This window comes from Marinobacterium rhizophilum (assembly GCF_024397915.1).
GTDB classification, from domain to species: domain Bacteria; phylum Pseudomonadota; class Gammaproteobacteria; order Pseudomonadales; family Balneatricaceae; genus Marinobacterium_A; species Marinobacterium_A rhizophilum_A.
The window spans coordinates 2,732,070-2,746,848 of sequence record NZ_CP073347.1 but is presented as its reverse complement, the minus strand read 5'-3'; the positions used below and the strand labels follow the sequence as shown (position 1 = coordinate 2,746,848).

At 60.0% G+C, this 14,779-nt stretch carries 11 protein-coding genes; 8 read left to right on the top strand and 3 right to left on the bottom strand.

The features are described from left to right. Nucleotides 1–19 precede the first annotated feature (19 nt). Nucleotides 20–1,354 carry an MmgE/PrpD family protein gene (locus KDW95_RS12340; protein ID WP_255852104.1) on the top strand — a complete coding sequence of 445 codons (1,335 nt, stop codon included), beginning with the start codon at nt 20–22 and terminating at the stop codon, nt 1,352–1,354. 77 nt (nt 1,355–1,431) lie between these two features. On the opposite strand, the gene KDW95_RS12335 is transcribed toward KDW95_RS12340, so the two are convergent. After that, nucleotides 1,432–2,388: a LysR substrate-binding domain-containing protein gene (locus KDW95_RS12335; RefSeq protein ID WP_255852103.1), complete on the bottom strand. Its 957-nt coding sequence runs from the start codon at nt 2,386–2,388 to the stop codon at nt 1,432–1,434. Between the two features lie 391 nt (nt 2,389–2,779). On the opposite strand from KDW95_RS12335, the gene KDW95_RS12330 reads away from it, so the two are divergent. Continuing rightward, complete coding sequence (locus KDW95_RS12330; protein WP_255852102.1) at nt 2,780–3,547, top strand: SDR family NAD(P)-dependent oxidoreductase; 768 nt, start codon at nt 2,780–2,782, stop codon at nt 3,545–3,547. Between the two features lie 22 nt (nt 3,548–3,569). Then, nucleotides 3,570–4,328 (top strand): SDR family NAD(P)-dependent oxidoreductase, encoded by a 759-nt coding sequence (locus KDW95_RS12325; RefSeq protein WP_255852101.1) that lies wholly within the window; start codon nt 3,570–3,572, stop codon nt 4,326–4,328. A 36-nt stretch (nt 4,329–4,364) separates the two neighbouring features. Here KDW95_RS12325 and KDW95_RS12320 read toward each other — a convergent pair whose 3' ends face one another. Beyond that, nucleotides 4,365–5,291, bottom strand: a complete 927-nt coding sequence (locus tag KDW95_RS12320; protein ID WP_255852100.1) for a LysR substrate-binding domain-containing protein — start codon at nt 5,289–5,291, stop codon at nt 4,365–4,367. Nucleotides 5,292–5,563: 272 nt separating this feature from the next. Here KDW95_RS12320 and proX point away from each other — a divergent pair, with 272 nt between their 5' ends. The 3 genes from proX to KDW95_RS12305 all read left to right on the top strand — a co-directional run bounded on the left by proX (nt 5,564) and on the right by KDW95_RS12305 (nt 10,540). Further along, a complete protein-coding gene (gene proX / locus KDW95_RS12315; RefSeq protein WP_255852099.1) occupies nt 5,564–6,586 on the top strand; it encodes a glycine betaine/L-proline ABC transporter substrate-binding protein ProX in 1,023 nt (340 codons plus the stop codon). Between the two features lie 274 nt (nt 6,587–6,860). Next, the gene (gene betC, locus KDW95_RS12310; protein ID WP_255852098.1) at nt 6,861–8,381 is read left to right on the top strand and encodes a choline-sulfatase; all 1,521 of its coding nucleotides are present in this window, start codon (nt 6,861–6,863) and stop codon (nt 8,379–8,381) included. 242 nt (nt 8,382–8,623) lie between these two features. Further along, complete coding sequence (locus tag KDW95_RS12305) at nt 8,624–10,540, top strand: sensor domain-containing diguanylate cyclase (RefSeq protein WP_255852097.1); 1,917 nt, start codon at nt 8,624–8,626, stop codon at nt 10,538–10,540. 711 nt (nt 10,541–11,251) lie between these two features. Here the strand turns inward: KDW95_RS12305 and KDW95_RS12300 are convergent. Then, entirely contained in the window at nt 11,252–12,175 is a 924-nt protein-coding gene (locus KDW95_RS12300) for a helix-turn-helix domain-containing protein (RefSeq protein WP_255852096.1), read from the bottom strand. Between the two features lie 316 nt (nt 12,176–12,491). Between KDW95_RS12300 and pobA the strand changes: the two genes are divergently transcribed. Further along, on the top strand, nt 12,492–13,673 hold the full coding sequence (gene pobA / locus KDW95_RS12295) for a 4-hydroxybenzoate 3-monooxygenase (protein ID WP_255852094.1): 1,182 nt from the start codon (nt 12,492–12,494) through the stop codon (nt 13,671–13,673). 68 nt (nt 13,674–13,741) lie between these two features. After that, nucleotides 13,742–14,653 carry an MBL fold metallo-hydrolase gene (locus tag KDW95_RS12290; RefSeq protein ID WP_255852093.1) on the top strand — a complete coding sequence of 304 codons (912 nt, stop codon included), beginning with the start codon at nt 13,742–13,744 and terminating at the stop codon, nt 14,651–14,653. Nucleotides 14,654–14,779 lie beyond the last annotated feature (126 nt).

The window sequence follows — 14,779 nt, the reverse complement described above, 5'->3', positions numbered from 1 at the left end:
TTCAGGTTGAGATTGCACCATGTCCTTGTACCGATTTGTTCAGGATTTGAGCTTTGCCGAGGTTCCCGCCCATACCCGTTACCTGCTGAGCACCGCGTTGCTGGATATCCTCGGCGTGGCCGCCGGCGCTGTGAAAAACAACACTACCGAGTGTGTTCGCAACTATGCCCGCGCGCACTATGCGCCGGGGCGGCTCGGCAGCCGGCTGCTGTTTGACGGCAGTCCGGTGCATCCGCTGGGCGCTGCCTGGGTCGGTGGTTTTTGCATCGACAGCCTGGATGCCCATGAAGGTCACTTCACGTCCAAGGGGCATGCTGGCGCCACGGTGGTGCCGGCGCTGCTGGCGCTGGTGGACGCCTGCCGAGCCCAGGGGCGCGATATCAGCGGGCCTGAGTTTCTGGCGGCGCTCACCGTTGCTTACGAAACCGCGCTGCGTGCCGGTGTGGCGCTGATGGATACGGCGCCCGAGTACCACGCATCCGGCGCGTTTTCGGGGCTGGGTGTGGTGTGCGGCGGAGCCCGGCTGCTGGGGCTGGATGAGGACACCTTCTTGCATGCGCTGGGTATCGCCGAGTACTTCGGGCCGCGTTGTCCAATGATGCGCCTGGTGGATTTTCCGTCCATGCTGCGTGATGCCCACGGTGCCGGTGCTTACGCCGGCCTGAATGCGCTGCTTATGGCACAGGCGGGCGTCACCGGCGCACCGGCCGAAACAGCCACCATGGAAAGGGTGCAGCACTGCTGGCAGGACCTGGGGCAACGCTGGGAAATTGATGCCCAGTACTTCAAGCCCTGGCCGGTGTGTCGCTGGGCCCAGCCCGCCCTGACCGCCGTTACCGCGCTGATGGCCGAGTATCCGCAGATTGATGGCACAGCCATCGAGCATGTGAAAGTGGAAACCTTCCATGAGTCCATGCGCCTGCAGGGGCATTTCCCGGCCAACGCCGATGAAGCCCAGTACGGCCTGGCCTTCCCGCTGGCGGCATTGATCTGCCGTGGTCAGGTAGGCCCCAACGAGGTCACCGGTGATGCCATCCAGGCCGGGGATATCCTGGCCGTGAGCCGCTGTATCGAAATCGTGGAAGCTGATGACCTGTCAGCGCGCTTCCCCGGCGAGATCCTGTCCCGCGTCAGTATCGGCCTGAAAGACGGCCAGGTATTGCAGAGCCCGGTGACCGCCGCCAAGGGCGATCCCGCCACGGCCATGACCCGGGAGGAGTTTCGCGCCAAGTTCCAGCTGCTGGCATCGGTCAACTTCGACCAGGCCCGCATTGATGCCATTATCGCGGCGGTTGACACCCTGGAGCAGGCGCCGGATTGCAGTGAGCTGCTGGAGCAGGTCCTGAGCGCTTGACGGGGCGAGCGGGGGCCGCCCTGGCCCCTGCTGTGACCCCTGCTGTGGTCACTAAAAGTGGTCACTAAAAGTGGTCACTAAAAGTGGCCAGGCTCTGGTGGTGCAGACTCGCGCAGGGGCGCAGTCTGGGTTAACAGCCAGTGTTTCAGGGTCTGCATGCCGGGGGTGTCTAGCCGGTCCCTGCGACAGACAAAGTAGTGCTTTCGATCATCAGCCTGGTACGTCTCGCGGACGGGACGTACCAGTTTTCCTTCCTCGAGCTGTCGTTGTACCAGGTGACGCCAGGCCAGGCCCACGCCGATGTCTTCGTGCACCGCATCCAGCAGCATCAGAAAATGGCTGAAACTCATGCCTGTCTGGTTCAGGTCGGCAGTCATTTCAAGCTGCCTTAGCCAGAATGCCCAGTCCAGCGGAGCCCAGAGTCTGGCTTTCCAGTGATCGGCACTCAGGTTCAGCAGCGGTACTTGCAGCAGCCCGTTAAGGGTGGCGACCTGCGGATTCTGCCTCGCGAATTCAGCTGTGCAGACGGGGAAGACTTCCTCCGAAAAAAGGTACTCGCACACATACAGCGGGTGCTCCTGTATGCCGAGCGTCACGGCGGCATCGAAACCCTCGTTATAGTCGGGATTGCCCTCGCCACTGATCAGTTGCAGCTGCAGTTCCGGGTGCTGGCTGCGCAGCTGCTTCAGCCTGGGCAGCAGCCAGAGCTGGGAGAAAGACGTTGTTGTGGTGAGTGATATATGGCCCGGGCGGTTGCGTTGCAACAGGGTGCCTGAGGCCGAGGCAATGTGCTGCAAGGCGGCAGATGCCGCCAGGTAGAGGCCGCGCCCTTCGGGGCTGAGTTCCACCTTGCGATTGCTGCGGATAAAAAGTTTGAGGCTATAAAACTCTTCCAGGGTCTGGACCTGGCGACTGATGGCCGCCTGGGTGACGCAAAGCTCCTCGGCGGCAGCCTTGAAACTTTCGTGCCGGGCAGCCGCTTCGAAGGTGCGCAGGGCATTCAGGGGCGGGAGTAGCTGTTTCAAGTTGCTCATGGGGCTGCCTGGGTAGGTCGATCAGGTTTCCAGTTAACCAAATAGCAACTGGGAGCGCCATCAAATACTGCCTGCGGGCATGGGTATTCTACGGCACAGTCATAGCGCACTTGCGGGCGCTGTTTTTACTGTTGCAGTCAATCACGACTGACTCCTTATACAGAAGGTTCTAGGCGGATTCTACGGCCTTTTAGGCGGGCGCTTTGCAAGCGCTACAAGCGCTGCTGTCGTCGTTTTATCCGGGTTCTTTTGGCTGTATTAATGGGGCGCCTGGATGTGATTTTTCGGTTAATAAAAAGTCATCCGATTGTGGCGTTAAAGTCGTTTGTCAGCGCCGTTCTGTTTGTTGATGATGAGCCTCGAACCGCAGCCCTATCGAGGAACAGAAGTCATGCGATTTGAAAACAAGGTTGTCGTTATTACCGGCGGTGCCGGTGGTGTGGGGCAGGCGCTGGTAAGGCTTTTTGCCCGCGAAGGCGCCCGTATCATGATCGTGGACATGAACGAGGAGGGCTGTCGTGTTGCTGCCGACGAGGCCCGTGGGCTGGGTGCCGAGGCAGACTACCTGGCCGGCGACCTGCGGCAAAAGGAATATTGCGAGGCAGCAATTGCACACTGCGTTGAGCGTTTTGGTGGCCTGGATATACTGCTCAATAACGCCGGCATTATCCCCAGGGGCACCATCGAGGAGACCACCGACGAGATGTGGTTTACCGCCATGGGGGTGAACCTCAATGCGGTGTTTTTTCTGTGCCGCGCCGCCATTCCACAGATGAAGCAGCGTGGTGGCGGTGCCATCGTCAACACTTCCTCGGTCTGGGGAACCCTGCCCGGGCCTGGCCACGTGGCGTATTGCACCAGCAAGGGCGCGGTGGCGGCACTGACCCGAAACCTGGGGCGTGACTGCGCACCGCTGGGTATCCGCGTCAATGCGGTCTGCCCCCACGAGATCAACACCCCGATGATCCGCAGCGGTTTCGAGCGCCGTGGCCTGGATCCGGACAAGGCGGTGGAAGAACTGAACAAGACAGTACCGCTGGGGCGGATCGCCGAACCCGAAGACATCGCCGACGTAATCGCCTTTCTGGCCTCACACGAGGCCCGCTATATCGCCGGTGAATGCGTGGACGTGACCGGTGCCAAGCCCGTTTCAGGTTGAATCATGTTCTGAGGAGTCGTCTATGAATCTTGCAAACAAGGTCGCCGTTGTCACCGGCGGCGGTCGCGGCATTGGCCGTGGCATCACCGAAAAACTGCTGGCCGCCGGCGCCCGGGTGCTGGTGGCCCAGCGCCAGCCACTGGACGAATGCCTTAAGGGGAATGCAAATCTCGCCTGGGTGGAGGCGGACCTGAGCCGCAAAGAGGCGCCCGGCGAGATCGCCCAGGCCGCGCAGGAGGTTTTTGGTGGCGCTGATATCCTGGTCAACAACGCCGGCTTCATGTTCGAGCAGTCGCTCGATGACATGTGCGAAGAGGACTGGGACCGGATGATGGTCGTTAACATGCGCGCACCGGTGTTCCTGGCTAAGGCCCTGCTGCCGCAGATGCGTCGACGTGGCGGTGGCAGCATCGTCAATATCGGCTCCATTGAGGGCATCGGCGCCAATCCCTGGCATGCAGCCTATTGTGGCTCCAAGGCCGGTGTCCACGGCTTTACCCGCGCCCTGGCCGTTGACCTGGGTCGGGATGGCATCCGCTGCAATGCCATTGCTCCGGGCTGGATCAACTCGGACCTGAGCAATGCCTATATAGACGCCCAGGCGAATCCAGCCCGGGCGCGGCAGGATCTGCTGGCGTTGCATCCCGTTGGCCGCACCGGCGAGCCGGAGGATATCGGTGATGCCGTGGTGTTCCTGTGCGCCGATGGCGCGGCCTTTATTACCGGCCAGATTATCGTCATCGATGGCGGACGTACGGCCAAGCTGCCGTTGCCGTTCTGATATTGCCGAGCCAGGCACCCGCTGCCTGAGCCAGAGTCAGTTCCGGCTGTTCATCTGCGCGACCTGTTCCAGGAACCAGTCCCGGAACAGGATCACGTTCTTGTTGTGGGCAATGGATTTTTTGATCAGCAGGTAGTGCTTTCTGTCGGTTTCATAGGCTTGAGCCAGCGGCTTGACCAGGGTGCCGCTGTTTAGCAGGTCCGTCACCAGGTGTTTCCAGCCCAGGCAAATGCCGTGGCCGCTCACCACGGTGTTGAGCATCATCTGGTAGTTGCTGTAGCGCAGCCCTTCGAAGGCGTCGCACTCGATGCCATACAGCTGGAACATGGACGGCCAGTCGATGCGCGGCCAGGGAATACCGCTCCAGTGCTCGCTGTCGGTGCTGAGCAGGGTATGTCCGGCGAGGTCGGCAAAGGAACGGATCGCGGGGTTCGAGGCCAGATAGTTCGGGCTGCACACCGGAAAAACCACTTCATTGAACAGGCAGTAGACGTCATAGGCCGTGGACGAGGGCTCGCCCATGCTGACCATGATGTCATACCGCTCCCGCTGGGGTTCAGGGTTCGCTTCCGTACTGATGATATAGATATCGATATCGGCGTGCTGGCGGCGGAACTCACCGAGCCTGGGGGCCAGAAAAAGGCCCGCCAGGGAGCTCATGAGCCCGATTTTCACACTGCTGGATTCATGCCTGTCCCGCAGCTGGCGCGAGGCGGCCTCGATATGGTTGAGACCCAGGGTCACGGCATCCAGGAAAAAGCGGCCATCGTCGCTCAGGCGCACGGCACGGTGGCGGCGTTCAAACAGCTCGCAGCCCAGATGTTCCTCCAGCGTGCGTATCTGCCGGCTGATGGCGGCCTGGCTGATGCACAGATCCCCGGCGGCATGCTTGAAGCTCTGGTGTCGCGCGGCGGACTCGAAGGCGATCAGGGCACTGAATGATGGCAGTTCCTTCTTGCGCATGGTTGACCTCGGCCAGGTTATGCAATGTCGGTAGGCAAGCTCCGATATTAGCGTAGTTGCTCGGTTACAGCTTAACTTTAAGTTAAGTCAGTGGCATTTTTCTCGCTTGATGGCCTCGGCGTCGCTGCAGTACTGTCTTGGGTAAGGAGCCGGCTGGGCAGCCAGGCGGCTGGTGCTGTGCAGGCGGGTTTCGCGGTGGCACAGCAGCACCATTGCCAGGCCAAGTCCGCAATGGGCGAATCGACCGATTAAAACAACAGAGGTGATCCGGCATGTTATTGAGCAGCATCTGTACCCCTGATACGTTCAAGCGCCTGGCACTGGCCAGCGGTATCGTGGTGCTTTCCCTGTCGCAACTGGCCCAGGCCGCCAGCGAGGTCGTCAATCCCGAACCTGGGGCGGGGAGAGTCGTCCGACCGATTGATTTTGGCAACATCAATACCCAGTTCCAGACCGAGATCGTGCGGATCGGGCTGGAAAAGCTGGGCTACGAGGTCAAGACGGCGCTGGAAGCCGATCCCACCATCGCCCATCTGTCTGTCGGCCAGGAAGACGCCGACTATATGGCGGTGCACTGGAACCCGCTGCACGAAGACTACTACGAGCGCTCCGGTGGTGACGAGATCAATGCGCGGGTGGGTGTGCTGGTGAAGGATGCATTGCAGGGCATCCTGATCGACAAGAAAACGGCGGATGCCCATGCCATCACGGACCTGTCACAGCTCAAGGACCCGGAAATCGCGAAACTGTTCGATATCGACGGTGATGGCAAGGCGGACCTGACCGGCTGCAACCCCGGTTGGGGCTGTGAAAAGATTATTGAGGATCACCTGGACAACCTGGGGTTGCGGGAAACGGTGACCCACCGCCAGGGGGTTTATGGCGCCCTGATTGCCGATACCATCGCCCATTATGGCAAGGGCAATCCCGTGCTCTATTACACCTGGACGCCCATGTGGGTTAGCAATATCCTGGTGCCGGGCGAAGATAGCCATTGGTTGAATATCCGCTATCCCGGCACAGGCGAAAGCACGGGGATCGATCTTGGTTTTACACCCAACACCGTGCAGGTCATGGCGAACAGGACTTTCTTGTCGGAAAACCCGGCGGCCAAAACATTCTTTGAAAATGTCTCGATCGATATCCAGGATGTGAATGCCGAAAATGCCCTGGTTGAAGCCGGCGAAGACAAGCCGCGGGACATCGAGCGCCATGCACAGGACTGGATCAGCCGGAACCAGGCCGCCTTCGACCAGTGGCTGGCACAGGCCCGCCAGGCGGCTTCGGGGCAGTAATCACAGGGGTTCAGCATACGCAGGGATGGGCAGGCCGTGCCTCGCCCATCCTGCATATGGATTACAGGCCCCGGTATGAATTTTTTATATGAAAGCCTCGGCAGGCTGCCGCGCTCGATTAACTAAGCCGCGGCTCGTTACAGCGAAAAGTCATGTATCCATCGCTTACTATCAGGGCCTGATATATCCACCGGCTTTTAACGGAAACCAAAGGTCGGCAGCACTTTTCAGCCCCATCACCGAATTATTTTTTTCTGCATCGGATTAATCAGTAATGACCACTCAACCGAATATCGTGTTTATCATGGCCGATCAGGTCGCCGCGCCTGCGTTGCCCATTTACGGCCACAGGGTCGTCAAGACACCCAATATTTCCGCCCTGGCCGAAGAGAGCACGGTATTTAACCGGGCCTATTGCAACTTTCCGCTCTGTGCGCCGGCGCGTTATGCCATGCTGGCCGGCCAGCTGTGCTCAAAAATAGGCGCCTACGACAATGCGGCCGAGTTCAAGTCCTCCATACCGACATTCGTGCACGGGCTGCGCGGGGCCGGCTACCAGACCAGCCTGGTGGGCAAGATGCACTTTGTCGGGGCCGATCAGTTACACGGCTACGAAGAACGGCTGACAACGGAGATATATCCGGCGGATTTCAGCTGGATTCCAGACTGGCAGCAGCAGGATACCAAGCTGGCCTTTCAGGACATGAGCAACGTGATCTCGGCGGCGCCGGCGGCCCGCACCATGCAGCTGGATTTCGACGAGCTTGTCGCCTACAAGGCCAATCAGAAGATCTATGACCTGGCGCGCAGCAAGGACACGCGGCCATTTTTTCTGACGGTGTCCTTTACCCATCCCCACGATCCCTACACGCCGACACCGGAGTTCTGGGATCTGTATGACGACAACGAGATCGATGCCCCTGGCGCGCCCTTTGTACCTCTGGAAGAGCGCGACAGGCACAGCCAGGATCTGTATTTCCATTACGGCATGGATCGCCGCCTACCCACCGAGCAGGAAACCCTGCGAGCCCGTCATGGCTACTATGCCTCGATCAGCTACATCGATCACAAGGTCGGCCAGCTGATCGATACGCTGAAGAAAACGGGCCAGTGGGACAACACTGTGCTGATTTTCACCTCTGACCATGGCGACATGATGGGGGAGAGGGGCATGTGGTACAAAAAATCGTTCTACGAATGGTCCCTGCGGGTACCCCTGCTGATCCGTACGCCGTCATCCAGCCAGCCGGCACGGGTCAGCAACAGCGTGTCCCACCTGGACCTGTTCCCGACCTTGATGGAGATGGCGGGCGCCGGTGACTGTTCCGGCCTGACGCTGGATGGCACCAGCCTGGTTCCATACCTCGAAAACAGTGAACCACAGAGCGCGCCCCTGCCGCGGGCCGAGTACCTGGCAGAGGGCACCGACAGGCCGCAGGTTGCCCTGGTGCGCGACCCCTACAAGCTGGTGCTAGGTGCAGGTGCGCCGCCGCTGCTGTTCAACCTGGACGAAGACCCGCTGGAGCAGCGCAATCTTGCCATGTGCGCCGACCATGCCGACTGTCTGCAAAGTCTTCTGGATGTTGCGGCGCCGCAATGGGATCTTGAATCGTTGCGACAGGATATCATCCAGGATCAGAACGCGCGGCGGCTGATTCACGGGGCGCTGAAACAGGGTGAGCAGCAATCCTGGGATTACGAACCGCGTCAGGACGCCAGCAAGCAGTTTGTCCGGGGCGGGGACTGGTGTGCCGATGCCGAGTCCAATGCCTACCTGGCCTGCGATCGCACCTGAGTGCAGGGCTCGGTTGCGGTTTTTCCCGTACACCCGGGTGATCGCGAACGTGACCGCCCGGCATCAACCGGTTTTCCGAGCGGCCTGGCCCGCGGGTCGGGCGCTTTGGGTACCCTGCTTGCAAGATCTTTATATAACAGTGTTATATTGACGCTTGGCCGGTTTTTTTAGGTTGCCACGACGTTGATGCACGGGTGTATAGACATTTGGAAGTTGCACAAGGGTACAGGAAGCCTGAATTGATGCCCGATCTCCATGATTGGGCATTGCCGCCGGGTCAGGGCGCCAAGCCAGACCGCAGGTTATCGCGCACACTGCGGCGCTGGTTGCATTCCCTCGCCGCACTGCTGCTTTTCTGTTGGTCGGCTTTTTCCCAGGCCATGGTGCTGCCGCTGCAGCCACACATGGATGGGGTGTCACTTGCGCCTTACCTGAGTGTTCTGGAAGATCCCGGTCGTACCCTGACGCTCGATGACGTTCGCGCCGAGCCCTGGAATGCGAAGTTTGTACCGCTGGGAAGCGGCATGACGGCCTTTGGAGTATCGTCATCCGCCTGGTGGGTGCGGCTGCAGGTGCACAATGGCGGCAGTCAGCCCATTGAGTGGATTCTGGATGTCCCCCACAACACCCTCGATTTTCTCGACAGCTACGAGACAGCTGCGGGCACCGCCGTCATTACGCAGCAGGCGGGGGATCACCGCCCCTTCGCGCCGCTGCGGCCTCCCAGTGAAACCTTCAACTTCTCCTACCTGACCCCGGCCGGCGGCAGCAGCGACATCTACCTGCGTTTTGCCTATGACTCGGCCGGTATTATCAACATCTACCAGGAAGCTTCGACGGCCGCGGCCTATGCCCAGCAGCAACACAGCAAGGCGCTCTGGCTGGGCGTTTTCCTGGGCGCATCCCTGCTGGTCATTCTCTACAATTTGTTCTTGATGCTGTCCGTGCGCGAAGCCCCGTTTTTCTGGTATCTGCTCTATGCCTCGGCTGCCACCCTGATGTACCTGTCCCTGAGCGGTCTGGGGTATCGGTATCTGTGGCACTTTAGCCCGCTGCTGGTCGACACCATACCCAATACGGCGGTGAGTCTGTTTTACATGCTGGCGGTGCAATTCAGCCGCAGTTTCCTCGATACAAGGAGCCGGGCACCGCGTATCGACTGCATCCTGCTGGGGCTTATTGTTCTTGCCGGTGTCAGCGCGGTGCTGCTCTTTACCGGCTACCGGGGGGCTGCGGTCAATCTGACGTTGCTGATCGGCCTGGCATTGGGGCTGTTTCCGGCGCTCGGCGCCTGGTTGTGGTACCGGGGACATCAAATTGCCCGTGGTTATACACTGGCCTGGAGCGTCTGGTCGCTGACCGTGATTGGTGCCGTCCTGCGCTTCACGGGTATTTTACCTTCGGACCCTTTTTCCATTGGTGCCACCCGTGTCGGCATGATCTCCCAGACGGTGCTGCTGGCCTTTGCGCTGGCTGATCGCATCAATATCCTGCGCACAGAAAAAACTCGAGCCGAAATGCGTGAGCTCAGTGCTTCCGTGCGCTCTACCGCAGAGCTGGAAGCCAAGGTGAAGGAGCGGACGCAGGAGCTGGAGGCAGCGCGGCAACAGGCTGAGGTGCTGGCGCGGGAAGACCCCCTCACCGGCCTGCTCAACCGCCGTGCCTTTTTCGAGCGCGGCAATGAAGAAGTGGGTCGGGCGCTGCGCCACGGGCAGCCACTCAGCGTGATAATGCTGGATATCGACAGTTTCAAAACGGTTAACGACGCCTTTGGCCATGGAGTCGGGGACAGGGTCATCCGGGAAGTCGCCCGCACGCTCACCGCAGTGCTGCGGGATTCGGATATCAAGGCGCGTATGGGGGGCGAGGAGTTTGCCGTGGTTCTGGTCCAGACACCGCTGGACTCAGCCCTGCAGCTGGCCGAGCGCCTGCGCCAGGCAGTTGAAGCCTGTCGGGTGGAAACGGCCTCTGCGACGGTGGGTGTGACGTCCAGCTTCGGTGTTGCGCAGCTGGCCGGGGACACGAACACCCTGGAAACCATTCTTGCCAGTGCCGACAGTGCCCTTTACCAGGCCAAGAACAGCGGCCGCAACCGGGTATTGGGCGCTGCGTCGAGTGAGCCCGTGGTCGGCGTAAAGCTTCGCGCCGCGGACGGGTGAAGAGCGTCTGAAGGCTGTCCTCTGCGCCAGTACACAGGAGGGCACCTCGAAAAACCTACTGCGCGACTCATAGGCTGCGTTGCGCGGTGCTGGTGCGCCAGCCCGGTAGGAATCCTCATGTATACCCCATACACTGCGGTTCCTGCGCGCCGTGCGCCTTGCCTCTAAGCCCGCTCGTTACGGTTTTCGAAGTGCCCAGGATGTTGTATTCCCGGCGGTTTCAGAAAATCCATCATCCCTGGCGGTCACAGAAAAACTGCTCCTGCGTTTTCTGTATACCCACCATCCCTGGTAGTTTCAGAAAACTGCGTTTGGAATGGCTGTATTTGCACCATCCCTGGTGGTTTCAGAATACTGCGTTTGGAATTGCTGTATTTGCACCATCCCTGGTGGTTTCAGAAAACTGCGTTTGGAATTGCTGTATTTCCACCATCCCTGGCGGTTTCAGAAAACTGCTCCTGCGTTTTCTGTATGCCCACCATCCCTGGCGGTTTCAGAAAACTGCGTTTGGAATTGCTGTATTTTAGCGGTTCCTGGCGGTCTTAGAAAATCCACCCCTGGAGGTCTTACAAAACTGCTCCTGCGTTTTCTGTATTCCCACCATCCCTGGCGGTTTCAGAAAGCTGCGTTTGGAATTGCTGTATTCCCACCATCCCTGGTGGTTTCAGAAAACTGCTCCTGCGTTTTCTGTATTTCCACCATCCCTGGCGGTTACTCCGGGGTGGTGTCGAAGTTGTTTTCGCTGCGAAAACGCCCGGGCGTGAGGCCGGTGTTGCGCTTGAAGAAACGGGAGAAGTAGGCCGGGTCCTGAAAACCGAGATCGTAGGCGATTTCGTCCAGGTTGCTGCGGGTGTAAATCAGTCGGCGCTTGGCCTCCAGCAGCAGGCGTTCCTGCGGAACCGCCTTGGCTGTCTTGTCGAGCAGTTGCTTGCACAGGCGGTTCAGGCGAGCGGCGGAGGTACCGAGGGTCGCGGCATATTCGACCACGCTCCAGTGGTCACGAAAATGGGTTTCCACCTGCTGGCGAAAAGCCGCCAGGGTGGCGCTGGGCGTGGTGGCGGACTCGGCCGAAATGCCGTGCAGGTCGAGCTGGCGGCGCAGGGTCATCAGCACGGCGCGGGCCAGCCATTCGCACATCAGGGCGCGGCCGGTATCGGGTCGGTTGAACTCCCGGTCAATCTGCTGCAGGAAATGCTGCAGCTGGGCAAGCAGCGCGCCGTTCTGCTCGAAGGCGATGGTCTTGGGCGTGCTTAACAGGGTTTCGAAGTAGGGCTGGCTACGGCGGTGCGCCTCGTCAGTCAGCATGGGTTCGGCCAGCGTCAGTACCATGCCGACGGTGTCGGGTTCGAAGCGAAACCCGTGCACGGCACCAGGCGGGATGGTAATGGCCCAGGGGCCTTGCAGTGCGTGCACCTGTTCATCCAGCCGGACTTCCACGCCCCCTGAAAACATGCAGATCACCTGAAACATGCGACCGTGACGGTGCGGCTTGATCACCCAGCCATGGGCGCTGCTGCGGCTGGTGATGTTCTCGATATGCACGAAAGCCGGGTCTTCGATGCTGCCGGCTTCGCCGTAGAGGCCGAAATGGGGAATCTGGGTCGGACCGGGCTCTGGACGGGGACGGGTTGGCATGCTGCGGACCTGCAAGGTGCTGTTGTGCTTTAAGCGGCGGTCGCAGAAAAAGTACAGCTTTTGGCTGCGTATTCATCTCTTCTGCGCGTTTTTCTACCGGGATTTTTGAATCGAATTACACTAATAATGAGCGCCCGGGCGCGCCTGGCTGCGGCTTTCCGGGCCCGAGACCCGCCGCTGCATGAACGAAAAGTACAAGTTTTTACGGGAAATGTGAATTCCTTCCGTCGCGGGATACGCCGACTATAGGGGCATGCAAACGGCTCGGCCCGCTGGGCACGCCGATACCAACAGGATTCACAGTGGAGACGGTGCCATGAAAACTCAGGTTGCGATTATCGGATCAGGCCCCTCGGGCCTGCTGCTGGGGCAGCTGTTGCACCTGCAGGGCATCGATACGGTTATTGTTGAGCGCCAGAGCGCAGAATACGTACTGGGGCGTATCCGGGCCGGCGTACTGGAGCAGGGCACGGTCGACCTGATTCGTGAAGCCAAGGCGTCGCAGCGCATGGATAGCGAAGGTCTGGTGCACGATGGTTTCGAGCTGGCCTTCAACGGTCGCCGCGAGCGGATCGATCTCAAGGGTCTGACCGGTGGCAAGACCGTGATGGTTTACGGCCAGACCGAAGTGACCCGCGACCTGATGGACGCTCGGGCCCAGTGCGGTGCCAGCAGCATCTACGAAGCGAAGGATGTTGAGCTGCATGATATCTACAGCGACAGGCCGCGCGTCAGCTTTATCAAGGACGGCGAAAAGGTCGAGCTGGAGTGCGACTACATCGCCGGTTGTGACGGTTATCATGGCGTGTCGCGCAAGACGGTACCGCAGGACAAGCTCAAGCTGTTCGAGCGTGTCTATCCGTTCGGCTGGCTGGGCGTCCTCTCGGACACGCCGCCGGTGGCAGACGAGCTGATCTACGCCAACCACGAACGGGGCTTTGCACTGTGCAGCCAGCGTTCCGAAACCCGCAGTCGCTACTATGTTCAGGCCCCCCTGGATACCGATATCAGCCAGTGGGATGACGCGCGTTTCTGGAATGAACTCAAGGCGCGCCTGCCTGAGGAGACCGCCGCCAACCTGGTGACCGGGCCCTCGATCGAGAAGAGCATCGCGCCGCTGCGCAGCTTCGTGGCGGAACCCATGAAGTTCGGCAACCTCTTCCTGGTGGGCGATGCCGCCCATATTGTACCGCCCACCGGTGCCAAGGGGCTGAATCTGGCGGCCAGCGATGTTTACACCCTGTATCACGTCATGCGTAAAAACTACCAGCAAGGCCGCAGCGACCTGCTGGAGAAATACTCCGAGATTTGCCTGCGCCGTATCTGGAAGGCCGAGCGTTTCTCCTGGTGGATGACCTCCATGCTGCACCGTTTCGACGACGATCAGTTCGGCAAGCGTATCCAGCTGGCGGAGCTCGACTACTACACAGGCTCGGACGCGGGGCGCACGGTGATCGCCGAGAACTACGTGGGACTGCCCTACGAGGCCGTGGAATAACGACGTCTGTTCCTGGCCGGCGCCCTGGGGTTCTGGCCGTTTCCTGTTGACATCACTGGAGCACAACAATGATAAAGCTCAGACATTTCGTATCCGCAATGGTGCTGGTCACCTCGACCTGGCTGGCACCTGCTGCCCTGGCACAGACCGATGTCGTCATCCTTGGCACCGGTACGCCAGTGCCGGATGCCGAGCGCGCCGGGCCGTCGGCGGCGGTCATCTACAACGATCAGGCCTATGTGTTCGATGCCGGTGGCGGCATGGTGCAGCGGGCTATTGAAGCGGCGCAGAAAAAGGGTATCAAGGCGCTTTATCCAACCAATATCAGGCACGTGTTTCTGACCCACCTGCACAGTGATCATGTACTGGACTATGCCGAGCTGGCTGCGACCTACTGGTGGCGCCGCACCGAACAGCTGACCGCCTACGGTCCCACCGGTCTGCAGGCAATGACCGACGGCTACTATGCCATGCTGGCACGGGATATCGAGCTGCGCACCGACGGTCACCAGCCGGTCGAGAACCCGACCTTCTATCAGGTCAAGGTGAATGAGTACAACGAGGGTGGCTGGGTCGTGCAGGACGGGGACGTGACCATCGAGGCATTCAGTGTACCCCATGGCAGCATAGAACCGGCCTTCGGCTACAAGATCACCACGCCGGACAAGGTGGTGGTGATCTCCGGCGATACCGCCTATAGCGAAAAGATCGCCGAGATTGCCAAGGGCGCCGATGTTCTGGTGCACGAGGTGATCAACGAGGCGGGTCTGTCGAAGCTGCCCGAGTTCTGGCAGCGCTATCACGGCAGCTCCCACACCACCACCAGCGAGCTGGCCAGGCTGGCCAGCGCCGCGCAGCCCAAGCTGCTGGTGCTGACCCATATCCTGCACTATGGTGCCCCCATCGAGTCGACCCTGACAGAAGTGCAGCAGGGGTACGATGGCAAGGTGGTGCTGGCCAACGATCTGGATGTTTTCTGAAGCCTCAGCCGGGGTATGATTATATATCGAAAGTGATATGTGACCGGACGGGAAATTCATTCGCGAAACACAGCATCAGGCCTTAGGCTGTATGCTGCCGGTCGCAGCATCAAAGTCTTTGAATAG